The sequence below is a fragment of the Acidovorax sp. JG5 genome (genome assembly GCF_017939685.1).
GTDB lineage: Bacteria > Pseudomonadota > Gammaproteobacteria > Burkholderiales > Burkholderiaceae_C > Acidovorax.
In genome coordinates this window covers 21,328-39,256 of sequence record NZ_JAGKSE010000018.1, presented here as the reverse complement: position 1 = coordinate 39,256, position 17,929 = coordinate 21,328, and the positions used below count along the sequence as shown (strand labels likewise).

Below are 17,929 nucleotides of genomic sequence, written 5' to 3'. Positions count from 1 at the left end.
GATGATCAAACGCATTTCCCTCGCCATCACCGTTGCTGCCCTCATGGCGGGGTGCAGTTCGGGCGTCAAGCTGGACGACGTTCCGGTGGAAGACAAATCGGCAATCCCCACCACAGGCGCCAATGGCGGAGCCAATTCCGGCAATGCCGGGCAGAGCGGTGTGGCCGGTGTCAATCTGGGGCAATCCGGACGTGACGCGGCCGGCCCGGTCGGTGTCAGCCGTCTGGTCTATTTTGATTACGACAGCTATGTCATCAAGCCAGAGTTTCAGTCGTTGATCGAAGCCCATGCCCGCTTCATCAAATCCAGTGGCAACCGCAAGGTCATGGTGGAAGGGCACACCGACGAACGCGGTGGCCGCGAGTACAACCTGGCCCTGGGTCAAAAGCGGGCCGAAGCCGTTCGTCGCTCGCTTGGCTTGCTGGGTGTTTCTGACGCCCAGGTGGAAGCCGTGAGCTTCGGCAAGGAGAAGCCGGCAGCCCAGGGTGGCAGTGAAGATGTGCACGCGCAAAACCGCCGTGCTGAACTGTCCTACCGTTGATGCGCACAACAACGCTTCCCACGCCCGCCAGGGCGCTGCTGGTGCTGGTTCTGTCGGGCGCCTTTGTTTCCACCGGCCACGCTGCGCTGTTTGAGGACGATGAGGCACGGCGTGCCATCCTTGAATTGCGGCAGCGGGCGGACGCGCTGCAGCAGCGGTCTGCGGAGGATATTCGCAAATCGGCTGATGAAAGTTCGCAGCTGAGGCGTGGATTGCTGGACCTGCAGACCCAAATTGAAGCGCTGCGCGTGGAACAAGCCAAATTGCGCGGACAGAACGAACAGCTGTTGCGTGACGTGGGAGAGCTGCAGCGGCGCCAAAAGGATATCGCGCAAGGTGTCGATGAGCGTTTGCGCCAGTTTGAGCCCGTGAATGTCACGGTGGACGGACTGGAGTTTCAGGCCGATGCGGCCGAGAAACGCGATTTCGAGGCGGCCCTGGCGACTTTCCGGTCAGGCAAATTCGCCGAGGCCAATACGGCGTTTGCCGGGTTTGTTCGGCAATACCCGCGTAGCGGCTATGTGCCGTCGGCGCGCTTCTGGCTGGGCAATGCCCAGTACGCGGCGCGTGAATACAAGGAGGCCATTGGCAACTTCAGGCTGTTGTTGTCAGGCTCACCTGGCCACGCGCGTGCGCCCGAAGCCGCGTTGTCCATCGCCAACTGCCAGATCGAGCTGAAGGAAACCCGCGCGGCCCGAAAGACCTTGGAAGATCTGTTGCGGGCCTATCCGCAATCCGAGGCCGCCGTGGCTGCCAAAGAGCGCTTGTCGCGTCTCAAATGACAGCATTGATCGTGCCCGCAGCTTTCGCTGTGGTCGAGGGCGATGCGGGTTTCGATGCCGATCCGCAGCGCCGTTTTGGCGGCCTGGAGCGCTTGTATGGTGTTGCCGGCGCGCAGCGCATCCGGCAATCCCACGTCGTTGTGACGGGCATTGGCGGCGTGGGGTCCTGGGCGGCCGAGGCCCTGGCCCGCAGCGGCGTCGGGCGCATCACCCTGATCGACTTGGACCATGTTGCCGAGTCCAACATCAATCGGCAAATTCACGCACTGACCACCACTGTCGGCCAGGCCAAGGTGGTGGCAATGCAGGAGCGCATTGGGCTGATCAATCCCCATTGCAAGGTGCTGTGCATTGAGGATTTCGTCACGCCAGAAAATTGGCCCAGCCTGCTGACAGAACCGGTGGATGCCGTGGTTGACGCCTGTGACCAGATCAAGGCCAAGACCGCCATGGCAGCCTGGGCCCGCGACACGGGTACGCTCTTTGTAAGCGTGGGTGCTGCGGGCGGCAAGCGGCATGCGCACAAGATCGATATCGAAGATCTCAGCGCAACAACGCACGACCCCTTGCTGGCGCAGTTGCGCTATCGACTGCGCAAACACCATCAAGCCCCCCGGGAAGGGCGCAAGATGGGCGTCACCTGCGTGTTCAGCCGAGAGGCCGTGGCTGCGCCCGATGCCTCATGTGCAGTGGAGGGCGACGGCACTTTGAATTGCCACGGTTACGGTTCTGTCGTGGCCGTGACGGCAACCTTTGGGCAGTGTGCCGCTGGTTGGGTGCTCGATAAACTGGCGGCTCACACCGAGAAGCGCGATAAAATCACGCTATAATTCGAGGCTTTGCAGCAGTTAATAAAATTTCTGCTGCAAGTTGGGACGTTAGCTCAGTTGGTAGAGCAGCGGACTTTTAATCCGTTTGTCGTGGGTTCGACCCCCGCACGTCCCACCAATATTTGGTTATGAATCAAGCACTTAGCGCAGAAATGCCTAAGTGCTTTTTTCTTGCCAGAAGCTCATTGCCAGATCGTTGCCAGAATTTGGTTAGATGCAGATGTACTTTGTTGGACAACTGGCAATGAAATCTTGTCGTTCGCCTCGTACATTAGTCGGGCTCGGGCCTCAATTTTGATGGCAGACCAGTCCTTGGCAAGCTCATACACATCCGGCATCCACGCCTCTCTGCTGGAGAGAGCACCAGAACCATCCGGTCGCTGCTGTAGTACCAGCCAGTGCGCGGACCACCCCAGCCAGAAGCCCATGCCGTGCCCGGCAGCGTGGCGTTTTTAGTTCGGATCAGGTAGCCATACCCACCGAACATCCGTCCATGCTTGCGGGCTGCAGAGTCGCGGTCATTGCCGATCTGTGTGGCCATTGCCGCCTTCACAAAGTCGCCGATCTGGCTACCCGCGATGGATGCGTGCGAGCCTGCGAGTAAGGCGGCCATGCCGGTCAAGGCGCGGCGGCGTGTCAGCGAATGGGTGATGGACAAGGGGGCTCATGATGGAATGCGCACTTCAGTTCGTCGGGGATTTGATCCAGTTGGCTATTAGATCGACAGCCTCGCGCTCCATCCCAATGAAGCCATGCCAATGCAAAGCCTCGCAGACATTGCCCGTGGGATTCTCGCCACCGCTGACCATGATCTCCTTCTTGGTCTGCGCGTTCTTCAATCCGCGCAGGATGGCCGGCACCTCGTGCGGCTGACACAAAGGGCAGGCGTCTTTGGCGTGGTGCAGCACCAGTACGGGCACCTTGATTTGCTCCAAATCCTGTTTGGGCACGGCGCCGGGTTTCTTGTAACTAACCACGCTGGAGGTCAGCACCACTCCCGCCATCGCGTCAGGCATGTTGATGGCTGCTGCCGCTGCTGAAACTGTGCCCCGGCTGGTGCCAACCATCCAGACCGGCACGTCGGTCTTGCGTTTTACGAACTCCAGCACTTTGCGCACGTCGGCCATGTGCGTCTCGCTGATGCGGTCGGCGTAGTCAAGATCCTGTGAATCGCTGGGGCGGCCGAAAATGGCAACGTTGAAGCCGTTGGCGATGAAATAGGGCTCGGAGCGAACCAGGAAGTTGAGCCCCGTAGCCTTGCCCGCTTCGACCTTGCCGAAACCTCCTGCGCCACCAGGGAACAAGAGCACCGTGGCCTTGGCATCTGGAGCAGGTTCCCAAAATAGCGTCGTGGTCACCCCATCACGCGTTGGCACCTTGAACAGGGTACCTTCGGCATGGCTCATGAATGCAAGAGCCCATAAGGCAACGGCAGTGAACATTCTCTTCATTGAACTCATCCCAAATCGTTCTTTCGGCCGACAAACCGACGCCCAAGGTCTATGGTCGGCGTGGCACAGCCCCTCGTGCCGCCGGTTGCCCAGTATGCTGGTGAGATTCTTGCCTATGGTGTGCTTCACCAGTCACTGGGGCACTGTTTACCGATTTTTCTTTTTCAGTTCACTCTGAATCGCAGGCAACGCGTCTTCGTAGTTAAAGCCGTTTTGTCCCTTGAGCGGTGGCAAACTGACTTGCTTGTTGAGCCACTCTCGCAAGCTCTGACCCTCGCCAGAACGCACTAGCGGATCATGGCTGTTACCCGGATAGCGGAACGAAGTGAGGTTCTGTGGGTTGTCCTTGAATTTCTCTTCAAAGCCCACTGCAGGGAACTGCTTGCTGCCGCCAGCCCATGGGTCTTCATCCTCGTTGGACGACCACATCGGCAACCGGGTGTCCCATTTCCACAGATGTTCGTAATGCCGATTCACGCTCTGCTTGTGGCAAATGCCGCCCTTGACCTGGGGCTCGTTGCGATTCCAGTTGTAGGTGGTTCGGCAGCCCTCGCTGTGACCGCTCAGGAAGATCGGTAGGTCCGTGAGCGTTTTGATCCACCGGATCACTTCTTGAATGTCGTCGCCCCGCGCCGCGAGTCGTGCGGGGTTCTTGGCGGTGTAAATGCCTTCAGCGGCCCGTTCTCCTGCCCGGCGCAGCATTTCTTCTGACGATCCACCAGGGCAGCCGGTCTTGTTTCCCTCGCGGGTCACGAATTCTGGGGTGACTACGGCAAAGCCTTCACGGTAGTAAAACTGCGCAATCGTGGTTTCCCAACCCCACATGCCACCGCATCCATGGTTGTGAATGATGACGCCGCGCACGCCCGGCAACTTCTGAAGCATGACCTCAAACTTCGCCCGGTAAACTGCGCCAAAAAGGGGCAGATACAAGGTGCTGCGATCCAGAACATCTGCGGCGTATGCCTTGTCGTAGGCAGGAGCATCTTTCCACTGCTGCGCTTGAGCAGGGTGCAGAGCGACGCTCAATAAGAGAACCGCCATCCATGGCGTCATAGATTGAACTCTTTGACCATTTATTGTTGGTTTCATTGCTCCCCTCCTGTATCGAGCATTGTTCGTGTTGAATACTTTAGCGAAATGAACTGCCTACGGAGCATCGGGGCCACCTGGTGCGCCGGGCCGCCCCCGGTGTCACTTTTCTAAATAACCAGACAGTCTTATTACTTTATTTTTCTATAGTTTGATTGTTTATATTTTTTGTTTACAGTTCAGCATTCATCCAACTTCTTGCGCTGCGGCGGCCCCGGGGTCTTCGTGGCGCAATTTCATTTCATGATCGACTTACGGGGCATCACCCAGATTTATCCGGGCCCACAAGGCCCGGTCGAGGCCTTGCGCGGCATCGACCTGCACATCACGCCGGGCGAAGTGTTCGGCATCATCGGCCGCAGCGGCGCGGGCAAGAGCTCGTTGGTGCGCGTCATTAACCTGCTCAACCGGCCCACCCAGGGTGAGGTGATCGTGGCGGGCCGCGACCTTACCCAGCTCAATGACGCCGATCTGCGTGCCGCGCGCCGCGATATCGGCATGGTGTTCCAGCACTTCAACCTGCTGTCCTCGCGCACGGTGTTCGACAACGCCGCGCTGCCCCTGGAGCTGGCGGGCATGGACAAGGCCGCCATCCGCGAGCGGGTGAACCCGCTGCTGGAGCTGGTGGGCCTGTCGGCGCTGGCCGACCGTTACCCGTCGCAGATTTCGGGCGGACAAAAGCAGCGCGTGGGCATTGCACGCGCGCTGGCCAGCCGGCCCAAGGTGCTTTTGAGCGACGAGGCCACATCCGCGCTCGACCCCGAAACCACGCGCTCCATCCTGGCGCTGCTGCGCCAGGTGAACAAGGAGCTGGGCCTGACGGTGGTGCTGATCACGCACCAGATGCAGGTCATCAAGCAGGTGGCCGACCGGGTGGCTGTGATCGACGCTGGCCGCATCGTGGAGCAGGGCCCGGTGATCGACGTGTTCACGCGCCCGCAGCAGGCCATCACCAAGAGCCTGATCGATGAGATCGTGCCGCAGGAGCTGCCCGCCAGCGTGCTCGACCATGTGCGTCACCTGTCGGGCCAGCTGCAGGGCGGCGGCGTGGGCCAGTTGCTGCGCCTGTCGTACTCGGGCGAGCGGGCCTACCAGCCCATTTTGTCGCGCCTGATCCGCGAGCATGGGCTGGACCTGTCCATCCTGCATGGTCAGATCGACGAGATCCAGGACCAGACCTTTGGCTCGCTGGCCGTGTATGCCAGCGGCGAGGGCGCCCGGCTGCAAACCGCCATCGCGCAGCTGCGCGGTGAAGGCGTGGTGGTGGAAGAAGTGACAACGGAAGGCTGAGCGATGTTCGAGAATTTTTCTGAAATGATGCTGGAGCTGTTTGCCACCTCGCTGTGGGAAACCATCGTGATGGTGGGCATCTCGGGCGTGGTGGGCGGCCTGATCGGCATTCCGCTGGGCGTTTTCCTGCGCCTGACCGACCAGGGCGGCGTGCTGGAAAACAGCGCGCTCAACAAGACCGTGGGCTGGATCGTGAACGCCGTGCGCTCCACGCCGTTCATCATCCTGCTGGTGGCCATCATCCCGTTCACGCGGCTCATCACGGGCTCGTCCATCGGCACGGCGGCTGCCGTGGTGCCGCTCACGCTGGCGGCCGCGCCCTTCATTGCACGCCTGGTGGAAACCGCGCTGCGCGAGGTGGACAACGGCCTGGTCGAGGCTGCCCAGTCGATGGGCGCGACCACCGGCCAGATCGTCTGGAAGATCTTGTTGCCCGAGGCGCTGCCCGGCATCGTGGCCGGCCTGACCATCAGCTTTGTCAGCCTCACCGGCTACTCGGCCATGGCCGGCGCCATTGGCGGCGGCGGCCTGGGCGACCTGGGCATCCGCTATGGCTACCAGCGCTTTCTGCCCGACATCATGCTGGCCGTGGTGGTGGTGCTGATCTTCTTTGTGCAGGCCATCCAGAGCCTGGGCGACTGGGCCGTGCGGCGCCTGAGTCACCGCTGATTGCTATATAGTTAATAGCTGTTTGCGCTTTCTGCATAAGCGCCAGAGGCTGTTTTTGCTTGAAACGGGCCGGTCGATACGACGCGGCCCGTTTTTGATGTGGGTGATGCTCGGGTCCGGGTGCGTGCCGTATGCTTGCTGCCATGCATTTCATCCGCACCCTGTTGCTTGCCAGTTCGCTGCTGTTTGCGGTTTCTGCCCAGGCTGGCAAGATCACCGTGGCGGCCGCGGCCGACCTGAAGTTCGCCATGGACGAGATCGTCGCCACCTTTCAGCAGGCCCACAGCGCCGAACAGGTGGACGTCATCTACGGCTCGTCGGGCAAGTTCCACACCCAAATCCAGCAGGGCGCGCCCTACGACCTGTATTTTTCTGCCGACATCGCGTTTCCACGCGCCCTGGCCAAGGCCGGATTTGCTGCTTCGGATGTGACGCCTTATGCCGTCGGCCGCATCGTGCTGTGGAGCGCCACCCTGGATGCCCGCCAGATGACGCTGGCCAGCCTGACCGACGCAAGAATCGCCCGCATCGCCATCGCCAACCCCAAACACGCGCCTTACGGCAAGCGTGCCGAGGAAGCACTGCGCGCAGCGGGCCTGTGGGACAAGGTCGAGCCCAAGCTGGTCTATGGTGAAAACATCGCCCACGCCGCGCAGTTCGTGCAGACCGGCAATGCGCAGGTGGGCATCATCGCGCTGGCCCTGGCGCTCAACCCAGAGCTGGCCAGCAAGGGCGGTTACTGGCTGATTCCGGACCACCTGCATCAGCCGCTGGAGCAGGGCTTTGTCATCACCAAGCGGGCTGCAAGCAACACACTCGCCCGGCAGTTTGCCGACTACATGGGCAGCAAGGCCGCCCGTGCCGTGATGGCCAAATATGGTTTTGTCTTGCCCGACGAAGCCGCCAGCAAGTAAGCAGGGCATTGGTGTGCGTGCAGGCATTGGCGGCAGTGGTCGAGCTTGTGTTGCCGGCTGGGTATGGAACCCGGTATGGCACCGGGTGTGGGAGATGGCGCCATGCTGACAGCCAGTGACCTGCAGGCCATCTGGCTGACCGTGCGCCTGGCGGGCCTGGTGACACTGATCTTGCTGCTGGTGGGAACGCCCATTGCCTGGTGGCTGGCGCGCACGCCGTCACGCTGGAAGGGCCCGGTTGGCGCGGTGGTGGCCTTGCCCCTGGTCTTGCCGCCCTCGGTGCTGGGTTTTTACCTGCTGCTGGCGATGGGGCCGAGCGGCCTAGTGGGACAACTCACCCAGGCATTGAACCTGGGGCCGTTGCCTTTCACTTTTGGCGGTCTGGTCATTGCCTCGGTGTTCTATTCCTTGCCCTTCATGGTGCAGCCGCTGCAAACGGCTTTCGAGGCCGTGGGCGACCGGCCTCTGGAAGTGGCCGCCACACTGCGCGCCTCCCCGCTCGATGCATTCTTTACGGTGGCGGTGCCGCTGGCGGCGCCAGGGTTTCTGACGGCCTCGATTTTGACCTTCGCCCACACGGTGGGCGAGTTCGGTGTGGTGCTGATGATTGGCGGCAACCTGCCCGGCGTCACCCGCGTGGCCTCGGTGCAAATCTACGACCATGTCGAGGCGCTCGAATACGTGCAGGCCCACCGTCTCTCGGCGGTGATGCTGATTTTCTCGTTTGTGGTGCTGCTGGCCCTGTATGCCTGGCGCCCGCAGCCCCGCAAGGGCGGCTGAGATGGACGGTATCGAAGCGCGTTTTCAGCTCGGCTGGCCGGGCTTTTCCCTCGATGTGGATTTGCGCCTGCCGGTGCGCGGCGTGACCGCGCTGTTCGGTCATTCCGGCTCGGGCAAGACCACGCTGCTGCGCTGCATCGCCGGTCTGGAGCGCGCGCCGCAAGGACGCCTGGTGGTGGGTGGTGAGGTGTGGCAAGACACTGGCCGCTGGGTGCCAACGCACCAGCGCCCCATTGGATATGTGTTCCAGGAGGCCAGCCTGTTTGCGCACCTGACGGTGATGGGCAACCTGCGCTACGGCATGAAGCGCACCCAGGGCGCGCAGCAGGCGGGCGTCGATCAGGCCATCGCGTTGCTGGGCATTGGCCATCTGCTCGATCGCAAACCGGGCACCTTGTCGGGCGGCGAACGCCAGCGGGCGGCCATTGCGCGGGCACTGGCCGTGCACCCGCGCCTGCTGCTGATGGACGAGCCACTGGCCGCGCTCGACCTGCAGCGCAAACAGGAAATCCTGCCTTACCTGGAGCGCCTGCGCGACGAGCTCGACATTCCCATGCTGTACGTCAGCCACTCTCCCGACGAAGTGGCGCGGCTGGCCGACACCCTGGTGGCGCTGGATGGCGGCCGGGTGGTGGCCTGTGGGCCGCTGGCGCAAACGCTGGCCCGCATCGACTTGCCCATCCGGCTGGGGGAAGACGCGGGCGCCGTTCTCGATGGCCAGGTGGGCGAAGTGGATCACGCATGGCACCTGGCGCGGGTAGATTTCTCGGGCGGCAGCCTGTGGGTGCGCGACCAGGGCCTGCCCATCGGCCGCCGCGTTCGGGTGCGGGTTCTGGCCCGGGACGTAAGCCTGGCCGAAGAGCCCGGAACCAGCAGCATCCAGAACGTGCTGCGCGGCTGCGTCGATGCCGTGGCTGACGACGGGCACCCGGGCCTTGCGCTGGTGCGCGTGCGCGTGGGGGACGCCATGCTGCTGGCCCGCCTTACCAAGCGGTCGGCCGCGTCGCTGGGTGTGGTGCCGGGACGCGAGCTGTGGGTGCAGATGAAATCGGTCGCTTTGATGGAGTGACCCCGGCACGCCAAATTTTGTAGCCACGATACTGTGCGCTTCACCGATGGACCGACCGACGGAGACAACACGCCATGACCCTGCCATTTCACCCCCTGGACCAGCAACTTTTCACCCGCGCCCAGGCGCTGCTGGATGACGAGTGGATTACTCACGACGCCGACCTGGCCCCGGTGCTGCCCACCGTGCTGGCGCGCAACGTGGGGCAGGACTGGCACAAGGCGGGCACCTTTCGCCACCACCTGGTGGGCGTGGCGCGCTCGCTCACGCTATGGCAGCAGCCGCGGGCTGTGCGGCTGCTGGGGTTGCTGCACAGTGTCTATGGCAACGCCTTTGTCGATCTGGTCAAGTTTGACCCGGCCAGCGAGCGGGCCCGCCTGCGCGACCTGGTGGGTAAGTCGGCCGAGCACCTGGTGTACCTTTTCTGCACCCAGTCGCGCACGCAGTTTGTGCAGCGCGTGCTGGGTGGCGGGTTGGAGGCCGATGGCAGCCTGGCGCTCGACAAGGACGGGCAGCGCCATTTGCTGACGCCCTTTGAAGTGGCGGCCTTTGTCATCGTCAGCATGGCCGACCCCATCGAGCAGTGGTTCAGCTGGCAGGACGATATCTACTCGCGTTTTCCCAACGTGCAACACCGCCCGCAGACTGTGCACTGGGCGGCATCGCTGTGGCCAGGGCCCATGCGGCCCACCGGGCGCATGCTGCACCAGATTGCGGGGCTGGGGCAGGCGCTGCAGCACCCGGGCCTGAAGGGGTTGCTGCCGGTGCCCCCGGTGTTTGCTGATTGCACCAAACACCTGTCGGTGGCGGCCGAGGCAGCCACCACGTCGTTGTATTGGTCGGTGATTCAGCAAGACCAGCCGCTGGTGGACCTGGACGTGGCCACCGTCGTGCTGGAGCAGGCCGTGCGCCACAACCCCTGGGTGGGCGAGCCGCAGATGGTGCTGGCGCAGTTGTATCTGTCGGCGGGCCGGCGCGACGACGCCAAGCATGCCGCCCAGAGTGCGCTGCAATGCTTCAGCGCCTGGGGCAACGCATGGGACAAGCGCGTGCAGTGGGACGCCTGGGTGGCCTGGACGCGCATCCTGCTGCAATCCGCCAGCGAGGGCGGGTGGCCCGAGCGACTGGACAAGCTGAACAACGCGGCCTTGCGGGGTGGATGAATCGTTTCTTATTTCATAACGAGCTAAGAAAATAGAAAAACAGTTGTTCGTGTTTTATAGGGCTAACCCTAAGATGTGAAACATCTCCCTACGAAAGGTGTTTCCGTGAACAAGCGTTCCCTGCTGCAATCTGCCCTCGTTCTGGCCCTGGCCGCCAGCTTCACTACGGGCGCGTTGGCGCAAGACAAGTCGCTCAAGATCGGTGTGACGGCTGGCCCGCACGCCCAGATTTTTGAGCAGGTCAAGAAAGTGGCCGAGAAAGACGGCCTGAAAATCCAGGTGATCGAGTTCAGCGACTACGTGCAGCCCAATGCCGCGCTGGCCGCGGGCGACCTTGATGCCAATGCCTACCAGCACCAGCCTTACCTGGATGCCCAGGTGAAAGACCGGGGCTACAAGATTGTGTCGGTGGGCTACACCGTCAACTTCCCCATGGGCCTGTATTCCAAGAAGGTCAAGGGCCTGAACGAGCTCAAGGAAGGAGCGCGCTTTGGCCTGCCCAACGACCCCACCAACGGCGGCCGTGCGCTGCTGCTGCTGCAGGACAAGGGCGTGATCAAGCTCAAGGAGGGTGCCGGCCTCAAGGCCACGCCGCTCGATGTGGTGAGCAACCCCAAGAAGCTGAAGTTTGTCGAGCTGGACGCGGCACAGCTGCCGCGCTCGCTGGATGACCTGGACGCATCGGCCGTCAACACCAATTTCGCCATTTCTGCCGGCCTGAACCCCGTCAAGGACGCCATCGCCCTGGAAAGCGCCAAGAGCCCCTACGTCAACCTGATCGCCGTGCGCGAAGCCGACAAGAGCAAGCCCTGGGTGGCCAAGCTGCTCAAGGCCTACCAGTCGGAAGAAATCCGCAAGTTCATTGCAGTGGAGTTCAAGGGCTCGGTGCTGCCGGGCTTCTGATTTTTGCCACTTAAAAAATAGCTGCTGGCGCTTTACCCATAAGCGCCAGCAGCTTTTTTCATGCGGAACAAGGTTGGGCTGGCGGGCCTTGTCGATGTCGTGGTGGCGCGCTGGCCTTGGCGGCGCTACCATGGCCCGCCGGCGCTGTGCCGGTAGTTTTTTCTCCCCCAGGAGGTTTTCATGAGCCAGTACAACATTGCCGTCATCGTCGGCAGTCTTCGCAAGGATTCATTCAATCGCAAGCTGGCCACGGCGCTGGCCCGGCTGGCGCCGGCAGACTTTAGCTTCACGCAAGTGCGCCTGGATGACTTGCCGCTCTACAACCAGGACGACGATGGTCAGCAGGCCGCCTCGGTGCTGCGGCTCAAGGGGGAGATCAAGGCTGCGCAGGGTCTGTTGTTTGTCACGCCCGAATACAACCGTTCGATGCCGGGCGTGCTCAAGAACGCCATCGACCACGCATCGCGCCCCTACGGCCAGAGCGCGTGGGCGGGCAAGCCGGCGGGCGTGATCGGCGCATCGGTGGGCGCCATCGGCACGGCCATGGCGCAGCAGCATCTGCGCAACGTGCTGGCTTATCTGGATGTGCCCACGCTGGGCCAGCCCGAGGCGTTCATCCACGCCAAGGACGGCCTGTTTGATGCCGACGGTGGCATTGGTGCGGGCAGCCGCGAATTCCTGCAAGGCTGGGTGAACCAGTACGTCGCCTGGGTCAAGAAGCACAACGCATAATTTGCTATTGAATAAATAGCTGCGGGCGCTTGTCCATCAGGTGCTACAGCGGTATTTGGTTCAAAAAACGCAAAAAGCCCGGCGCGAGGCCGGGCTTCATGAATGGCGAGAAAGCGCTCGGTCGCCAGCGGGCGCCCTTGGCCTCAATCAGGCAGCCTGTGTTGCCTGGGCCTGGTTGGCGGCTGCCTGGCTGCGGATGGCCTGGGCGGCGCTCTCCAGTGCGGCGGCCTTGGCGGCGTCGCCCATGGCCACGCCTTCAGCGCGCACAAAGCGCACATCGGTCACGCCGAAGAAGCCCAGCACGACCTTCAGGTAGCTCTCCTGGTGTTCCATCGCCTGGCCGCCTTCGCTGGTCGAATACACGCCGCCACGGGTGGAGGCAATGATCACGGTCTTGCCCTTGGCCAGGCCTTCGGGGCCGTTGGCGGTGTACCGGAACGTGCGGCCGGGCTGGGCGATGCGGTCAATCCAGGCTTTGAGCTGGCTGGGAATGCTGAAGTTGTAGAGCGGTGCGCCGATCACCACCACGTCGGCCGCCAGGAACTGGCTGACCAGTTGCTCGGTCACGGCGTTTTCGCGCTTTTGCGCTTCGCTCAGGCCTTCGGTCTGGCCGGTGCGCAGGGCCATGGCGTCCATGGTGAAGTGGGCGGGGGCGCTGGCCACCAGGTCGAGGTAGCTCACCTGGGTGCCGGGGTGGTTGGCCTGGTAGGCGGCCACGATTTGTGCGGTCAGCTGGCGCGAAACGGAATGGGCACCGGTGATGGCGGAATCAATGTGAAGCAGTTGCATGAGTTTCTCCTTGATGAAGGGGCGGTCACGGTATATGGCCATGGAGAGATTGTGCAATCTGTTGCGCTGGATTGATAAGTTGGTGATTTTGCGATAGGTTGTTCTATCAGTAGAACAATGGATGCCGACATGCAAGACCTGAACGACATGCTGTACTTTGCCGAGGTGGTGGAGCGTGGCGGCTTTGCCGCTGCGGGGCGCGCCCTGGGCATTCCCAAATCCCGCCTTTCGCGGCGCGTTTCCGAGCTGGAGGCCCAGCTGGGCGTGCGCTTGCTGCAGCGCACTACGCGCAAGCTCTCGCTCACCGAAGTGGGTGAAGCCTATTTGCGCCATTGCCAGGCCATGCGCGAATCGGCCCAGGCCGCCGCCGACACGGTGGCCCAGGTACAGACCGAGCCACGCGGCACCATCCGGGTGAGTTGCCCCGTCACCTTGGCCCAGACGGTGGTGGCCGAGATCATGCCGCTGTTTCTGGCCAGCCACCCCCAGGTGCGCATCGAGATGCTGGTGAGCAACCGCGCGGTGAACCTGGTGGAGGAGGGCATCGACGTGGCGCTGCGTGTGCGCTCCACGCTGGACGACAGCGGCAGCATGGTAATCAAGCGCCTCGACCACACGACGCAGATACTTGTCGCCAGCCCCGGGTTGCTGGCGCGCCAGGGCACCCCCCGCACGCTGGAAGACCTGTCCCGCATGGACAGCATTGCCATGTCGGCGCCCGATGGGCGTTCCACCTGGACCCTCATCGGCCCCGGCGGCGCCCACCAGACGGTGCAACACCAGCCGCGCTATGTGGCCGACGATTTGCTCACGCTCAAATATGCGGCGGTGGCCGGCACCGGTGTGTGCTGGATGCCCGACTACATGTGCCAGGACGAAATGCGCGAGGGCAAGCTGGTGCGCGTGCTGCCCGACTGGGCACCTGCGCCCGCCATCGTGCATGCGGTGTTTCCGTCGCGCCGGGGGCTGTCGCCCGCCGTGCGGAGCTTTCTGGACTACCTGGGCGAAGCCACTCCCGGCCGCAGCAGCGTGACCGCGCGGCAGGCATTGCAGGGGCTGGACGGCGCGGATATCTGAATGCGGGCGGCGCTGGGTTGTTTTTTAGATGTTTTGGTGATTAAGTCACAACAATATATTCGTTTGGGTTTTAAGGTGCGGCTCGCAAAATGCCAAAGCTGTGAGCACCACTTCCATCATCATCGTTCCGGGCTGGCGCGACTCTGGCCCCGGCCACTGGCAAAGCCTGTGGGCCGAGCGTTTGCCGCACGCCCGCCGCGTGGTGCAGGACGACTGGATCACGCCCACGCGGCTGGCCTGGGTCGGGCAGCTCGAAAAGACCGTGCTGGCCGCGCCGCACCCTGTGGTCATCGTGGCGCACAGCCTGGGCTGCATTGCCACCACCCACATTGGCCCGGAAGCAGCGGCCCGCGTGTGCGGCGCGCTGCTGGTGGCCCCGGCCGACCCCGAGCGCCGCGCCATCCTGAACGACTTTGCGCCCGTGCCCTATGCAGCGCTGCCCTACCGCAGCATCGTGGTGGCCAGCAGCAACGACCCGTATTGCCCCATCCGCCTGGCGGGTGCCTACGCCCGGGCCTGGGGCAGCGAGTTTGTGCGCATGCAGAACGCCGGGCACATCAACATCGACTCGGGCCATGGCGAATGGCCGCTGGGCTGGGCGTTGCTGCAATCCCTGGACGGCGAGGCAGGTGCCCGTCTGGCGCAGCCCACACTTCGCCCGTACGCATCGCCTGCGGCTGCATGATTGCTCCTTTATACATAGCTTGAAGCGCTTTGTTCATAAGCGTTTGCGCCATTTTTTCCTTCATAATCTCTGGACACCCGAAGGGCGTGGAGGCCATCCGGCCCCGGTAGGGATGTCTCTATATTCCAAATGTTGATTAATTAACAAGAATATATTCTTTTGAGTTTTAAACGGCGCTCTGCACAATGTTGTCATTTCCCGCTTTTTAGGATGGCACCACCATGAACTCCCTGAAACTCAAGTCCCTTCTGGCCGCTGTTGCCCTGGCCGCGAGCGGCGCATCCATGGCGCAGCAGAGCTTGCTGAACGTGTCGTACGACGTGGCACGCGAGTTCTACAAGGACTACAACGCCGCCTTTGCCGCGCACTACAAAAAGACCACCGGCCAGGACGTCAAGATCGACCAGTCGCACGCCGGCTCCAGCGCCCAGGCGCGCGCTGTGAACGATGGCCTGGCCGCCGACGTGGTGACCATGAACACCACCACCGACGTGCAGTTTCTGGCCGACAGCGGCGTGGTCGCGAAAGACTGGTCCAAGAAGTTCCCGCACGACGCATCGCCCACCACATCGACCATGCTGTTTTTGGTGCGGAACGGCAACCCCAAGGGCATCAAGGACTGGGACGACCTCATCAAGCCCGGCGTGCAGGTGATCGTGGTCAACCCCAAGACGGGCGGCAACGGCCGCTATGCCTATCTGGCAGCCTGGGGCGCCGTGCGTGAAAAGGGCGGCACTGAAGCGCAGGCCGCCGAATTTGTCGGCAAGCTCTACAAGAATGTGCCCGTGCTTGCCAAGGGCGGACGTGACGCTACCGCTACCTTCCTGCAGCGCAACCAGGGCGATGTGCTGATCACCTTTGAATCCGAAGTGGTCTCCATCGACCGCGAGTTCGGCGCGGGCAAGGTTGATGCGATCTACCCCTCGGTGAGCGTGGTGGCCGAGAACCCCGTGGCCGTGGTCGAGCGCGTCGTGGCCAAGAAGGGAACGGCCCAGCTGGCCAAGGCCTACCTGGACTACCTGTATTCGGATGAAGCCCAGGAGATCGCCGCCAAGCACGCCATCCGCCCCCGCTCGGAGGCCGTGCTCAAGAAGTACGCCGCCACCTTCAAGCCGCTCAAGCAGTTCACCGTGGCCAAGTATTTCGGCTCGCTGACCGAAGCGCAGAAGGTGCACTTCAACGACGGCGGCCAGTTCGACAAACTCTACACGCCTGGCGCCAAGTAAGAGTGAACATCCCCCTGAGTCGCTGCGCGCCTTCCCCCTTCTCTCGAATTGCTGCGCAATTCGGGAAGGGAGACGCCGCCAGCGCGGCGGGGCGGCCCTTGCGCGGCGGCCCTCGCTTGGGGCGCGCCAGTTTTCATCGGCAGTGTGCAATAGACAAACCCCCTTATGAATGACAACGGAGGCACTCGCAAGCGTGCCAAACGCGTGCTGCCCGGCTTTGGCCTCACGCTGGGCTACACGCTCTTTTATCTGAGCATCATCGTGCTGATCCCGTTGTCGGCACTGATCTTCAAGACCTTCACCCTCACCTGGGAGCAGTTCTGGGCGGCCGTCAGCGCGCCCCGCGTGATGGCCTCGTACCGGCTGACCTTTGGCGCCTCGTTTCTGGCGGCGCTGGTCAACCTGGTGTTTGGCCTGCTGATTGCCTGGGTGCTGGTGCGCTACAAGTTTCCGGGCAAGAAGCTGGTGGATGCGCTGGTGGACCTGCCATTTGCGTTGCCCACCGCCGTCGCGGGCATCTCGCTCACGGCGCTGCTGGCCGGCAACGGCTGGATCGGCAGCATTCTGGAGCCCCTGGGCATCCAGCTGGCGTTCAAGCCTGCGGGCATCGTGATTGCGCTCATCTTCATCGGCCTGCCGTTTGTGGTGCGCACCGTGCAACCGGTGCTGGAGGACGCTGAAAAAGAGCTGGAAGAAGCCGCCACCTGCCTGGGTGCCACGCGCTTTCAAACCTTCACCAAGGTCATCCTGCCCTCCATTACCCCGGCTTTGCTCACCGGCTTTGCCATGGCCTTTGCGCGGGCTGTGGGTGAATACGGCTCGGTGATCTTCATCGCGGGCAACATGCCCATGGTGTCTGAAATCACGCCCCTCATCATCATCGGCAAGCTGGAGCAGTACGACTATGCAGGCGCCACGGCCGTGGCGGTGGTGATGCTCGTTATCTCGTTCATCCTGCTGCTTGTCATCAACGCACTACAGGCATGGCAGCGACGCCACGCGGGGGCTTCGGCATGAGCGGCAACAACTCCCGAACCATTCGCCGTGCGCAAGCGGGCACCACCGAAGCGCCCTGGGTGCGCTACACGCTGATCGCCGTCGCCTTGGCCTTCATGCTGCTGTTCCTGGTGCTGCCGCTGGCCGCCGTGTTTGCCGAGGCGCTGCGCAAGGGCTTTGGCGCCTACCTCGAAGGTCTGCGCGAGCCCGATGCCTGGTCGGCCATCAAGCTCACGCTGATCACCGCTGTCATCGCTGTGCCGCTGAACCTGGTGTTCGGCGTGGCGGCGGCCTGGTGCATCGCCAAGTACGAGTTTCGAGGCAAGGCGTTTCTGACCACGCTGGTGGATCTGCCGTTCTCGGTGTCGCCCGTGGTGGCTGGCCTGGTCTATGTGCTGATGTTCGGCGCGCAGGGCTGGTTTGGCCCCTGGCTGCAGGCGCATGACATCAAGATCATCTTTGCCGTGCCGGGCATCGTGCTGGCCACCGTGTTCGTGACTTTTCCGTTCATCGCCCGCGAGCTGATCCCGCTGATGCAGGCCCAGGGCAACGACGAGGAGCAGGCCGCCATCGTGCTGGGTGCCAGCGGCTGGCAAACCTTCTGGTATGTGACCTTGCCCAACATCAAGTGGGGCCTGTTGTATGGCGTAATTTTGTGCAACGCGCGCGCCATGGGCGAGTTTGGCGCGGTGTCGGTGGTGTCGGGCCACATTCGGGGGCAGACCAACACCATTCCGCTGCACGTCGAAATCCTCTACAACGAATACCAGTCGGTGGCCGCGTTTGCTGCCGCATCGCTGCTGGCCTTGTTGGCCCTGGTCACGCTGGTCATCAAGACCATTGCCGAACACCGCAACGAGCAGGCCCTGAAAGCCGCCGCTGAATTGCCGCCAGAGCGGCCCGCGCCAGCTGCCGCAACCGCAGCGCGCTGAAGGAGAAG

20 protein-coding genes and 1 tRNA gene are annotated in these 17,929 nt (G+C 62.7%); 17 read left to right on the top strand and 4 right to left on the bottom strand.

From position 1 onward, the window contains the following. Position 1 precedes the first annotated feature (1 nt). The 4 genes from pal (at position 2) to J8G26_RS15190 (ending at position 2,271) form a co-directional block, all read left to right on the top strand. Positions 2–541: a peptidoglycan-associated lipoprotein Pal gene (gene pal / locus J8G26_RS15205; RefSeq protein ID WP_087746146.1), complete on the top strand. Its 540-nt coding sequence runs from the start codon at positions 2–4 to the stop codon at positions 539–541. Beyond that, positions 541–1,323: a tol-pal system protein YbgF gene (ybgF, locus tag J8G26_RS15200; protein ID WP_210569974.1), complete on the top strand. Its 783-nt coding sequence runs from the start codon at positions 541–543 to the stop codon at positions 1,321–1,323. Before pal ends, ybgF begins: the two co-directional genes overlap by 1 nt. Next, positions 1,320–2,153 (top strand): tRNA threonylcarbamoyladenosine dehydratase, encoded by an 834-nt coding sequence (locus J8G26_RS15195; protein WP_210569972.1) that lies wholly within the window; start codon positions 1,320–1,322, stop codon positions 2,151–2,153. Before ybgF ends, J8G26_RS15195 begins: the two co-directional genes overlap by 4 nt. 42 nt (positions 2,154–2,195) lie before the next feature. Further along, positions 2,196–2,271 (top strand) — tRNA-Lys (locus J8G26_RS15190). A gap of 153 nt (positions 2,272–2,424) precedes the next feature. Here J8G26_RS15190 and J8G26_RS15185 read toward each other — a convergent pair. The 3 genes from J8G26_RS15185 to J8G26_RS15175 all read right to left on the bottom strand — a co-directional run bounded on the left by J8G26_RS15185 (position 2,425) and on the right by J8G26_RS15175 (position 4,696). Then, positions 2,425–2,811, bottom strand: coding sequence for a hypothetical protein (locus tag J8G26_RS15185; protein WP_210569970.1), 387 nt, complete (start codon positions 2,809–2,811; stop codon positions 2,425–2,427). 25 nt (positions 2,812–2,836) lie between these two features. Then, positions 2,837–3,595 (bottom strand): alpha/beta hydrolase, encoded by a 759-nt coding sequence (locus tag J8G26_RS15180; RefSeq protein WP_246881422.1) that lies wholly within the window; start codon positions 3,593–3,595, stop codon positions 2,837–2,839. Positions 3,596–3,751: 156 nt separating this feature from the next. Continuing rightward, positions 3,752–4,696, bottom strand: a complete 945-nt coding sequence (locus J8G26_RS15175; RefSeq protein ID WP_210569968.1) for a hypothetical protein — start codon at positions 4,694–4,696, stop codon at positions 3,752–3,754. A 243-nt stretch (positions 4,697–4,939) separates the two neighbouring features. Between J8G26_RS15175 and J8G26_RS15170 the strand changes: the two genes are divergently transcribed. From J8G26_RS15170 to J8G26_RS15135, 8 genes are all read left to right on the top strand, one after another. Beyond that, on the top strand, positions 4,940–5,986 hold the full coding sequence (locus J8G26_RS15170) for a methionine ABC transporter ATP-binding protein (RefSeq protein WP_210569966.1): 1,047 nt from the start codon (positions 4,940–4,942) through the stop codon (positions 5,984–5,986). A gap of 3 nt (positions 5,987–5,989) precedes the next feature. Next, a complete protein-coding gene (locus J8G26_RS15165; protein ID WP_210569965.1) occupies positions 5,990–6,655 on the top strand; it encodes a methionine ABC transporter permease in 666 nt (221 codons plus the stop codon). Positions 6,656–6,798: 143 nt separating this feature from the next. Continuing rightward, a complete protein-coding gene (gene modA, locus J8G26_RS15160) occupies positions 6,799–7,569 on the top strand; it encodes a molybdate ABC transporter substrate-binding protein (protein WP_210569962.1) in 771 nt (256 codons plus the stop codon). Positions 7,570–7,671: 102 nt separating this feature from the next. Next, complete coding sequence (modB, locus tag J8G26_RS15155; RefSeq protein ID WP_210569960.1) at positions 7,672–8,349, top strand: molybdate ABC transporter permease subunit; 678 nt, start codon at positions 7,672–7,674, stop codon at positions 8,347–8,349. A gap of 1 nt (position 8,350) precedes the next feature. Next, positions 8,351–9,418, top strand: a complete 1,068-nt coding sequence (gene modC, locus J8G26_RS15150) for a molybdenum ABC transporter ATP-binding protein (protein ID WP_210569953.1) — start codon at positions 8,351–8,353, stop codon at positions 9,416–9,418. Between the two features lie 74 nt (positions 9,419–9,492). Continuing rightward, entirely contained in the window at positions 9,493–10,581 is a 1,089-nt protein-coding gene (locus J8G26_RS15145; protein WP_210569951.1) for a DUF6817 domain-containing protein, read from the top strand. A gap of 105 nt (positions 10,582–10,686) precedes the next feature. Then, complete coding sequence (locus tag J8G26_RS15140; protein ID WP_210569949.1) at positions 10,687–11,484, top strand: MetQ/NlpA family ABC transporter substrate-binding protein; 798 nt, start codon at positions 10,687–10,689, stop codon at positions 11,482–11,484. A 180-nt stretch (positions 11,485–11,664) separates the two neighbouring features. Then, a complete protein-coding gene (locus tag J8G26_RS15135; protein ID WP_210569947.1) occupies positions 11,665–12,216 on the top strand; it encodes an NAD(P)H-dependent oxidoreductase in 552 nt (183 codons plus the stop codon). Between the two features lie 147 nt (positions 12,217–12,363). On the opposite strand, the gene J8G26_RS15130 is transcribed toward J8G26_RS15135, so the two are convergent. Further along, positions 12,364–13,005 (bottom strand): FMN-dependent NADH-azoreductase, encoded by a 642-nt coding sequence (locus J8G26_RS15130; RefSeq protein WP_210570016.1) that lies wholly within the window; start codon positions 13,003–13,005, stop codon positions 12,364–12,366. Positions 13,006–13,134: 129 nt separating this feature from the next. Here J8G26_RS15130 and J8G26_RS15125 point away from each other — a divergent pair, with 129 nt between their 5' ends. The 5 genes from J8G26_RS15125 (at position 13,135) to cysW (ending at position 17,921) form a co-directional block, all read left to right on the top strand. Beyond that, complete coding sequence (locus J8G26_RS15125; protein ID WP_210569945.1) at positions 13,135–14,082, top strand: LysR family transcriptional regulator; 948 nt, start codon at positions 13,135–13,137, stop codon at positions 14,080–14,082. Between the two features lie 100 nt (positions 14,083–14,182). After that, the gene (locus tag J8G26_RS15120; protein ID WP_210569943.1) at positions 14,183–14,767 is read left to right on the top strand and encodes an alpha/beta hydrolase; all 585 of its coding nucleotides are present in this window, start codon (positions 14,183–14,185) and stop codon (positions 14,765–14,767) included. A 221-nt stretch (positions 14,768–14,988) separates the two neighbouring features. Further along, entirely contained in the window at positions 14,989–15,993 is a 1,005-nt protein-coding gene (locus J8G26_RS15115) for a sulfate ABC transporter substrate-binding protein (protein ID WP_210569941.1), read from the top strand. Positions 15,994–16,158: 165 nt separating this feature from the next. Next, entirely contained in the window at positions 16,159–17,010 is an 852-nt protein-coding gene (gene cysT / locus J8G26_RS15110; protein WP_210569940.1) for a sulfate ABC transporter permease subunit CysT, read from the top strand. Beyond that, positions 17,007–17,921, top strand: a complete 915-nt coding sequence (gene cysW / locus J8G26_RS15105; RefSeq protein ID WP_087746114.1) for a sulfate ABC transporter permease subunit CysW — start codon at positions 17,007–17,009, stop codon at positions 17,919–17,921. The genes cysT and cysW overlap by 4 nt, the downstream gene beginning before the upstream one ends. Positions 17,922–17,929: the final 8 nt, after the last annotated feature.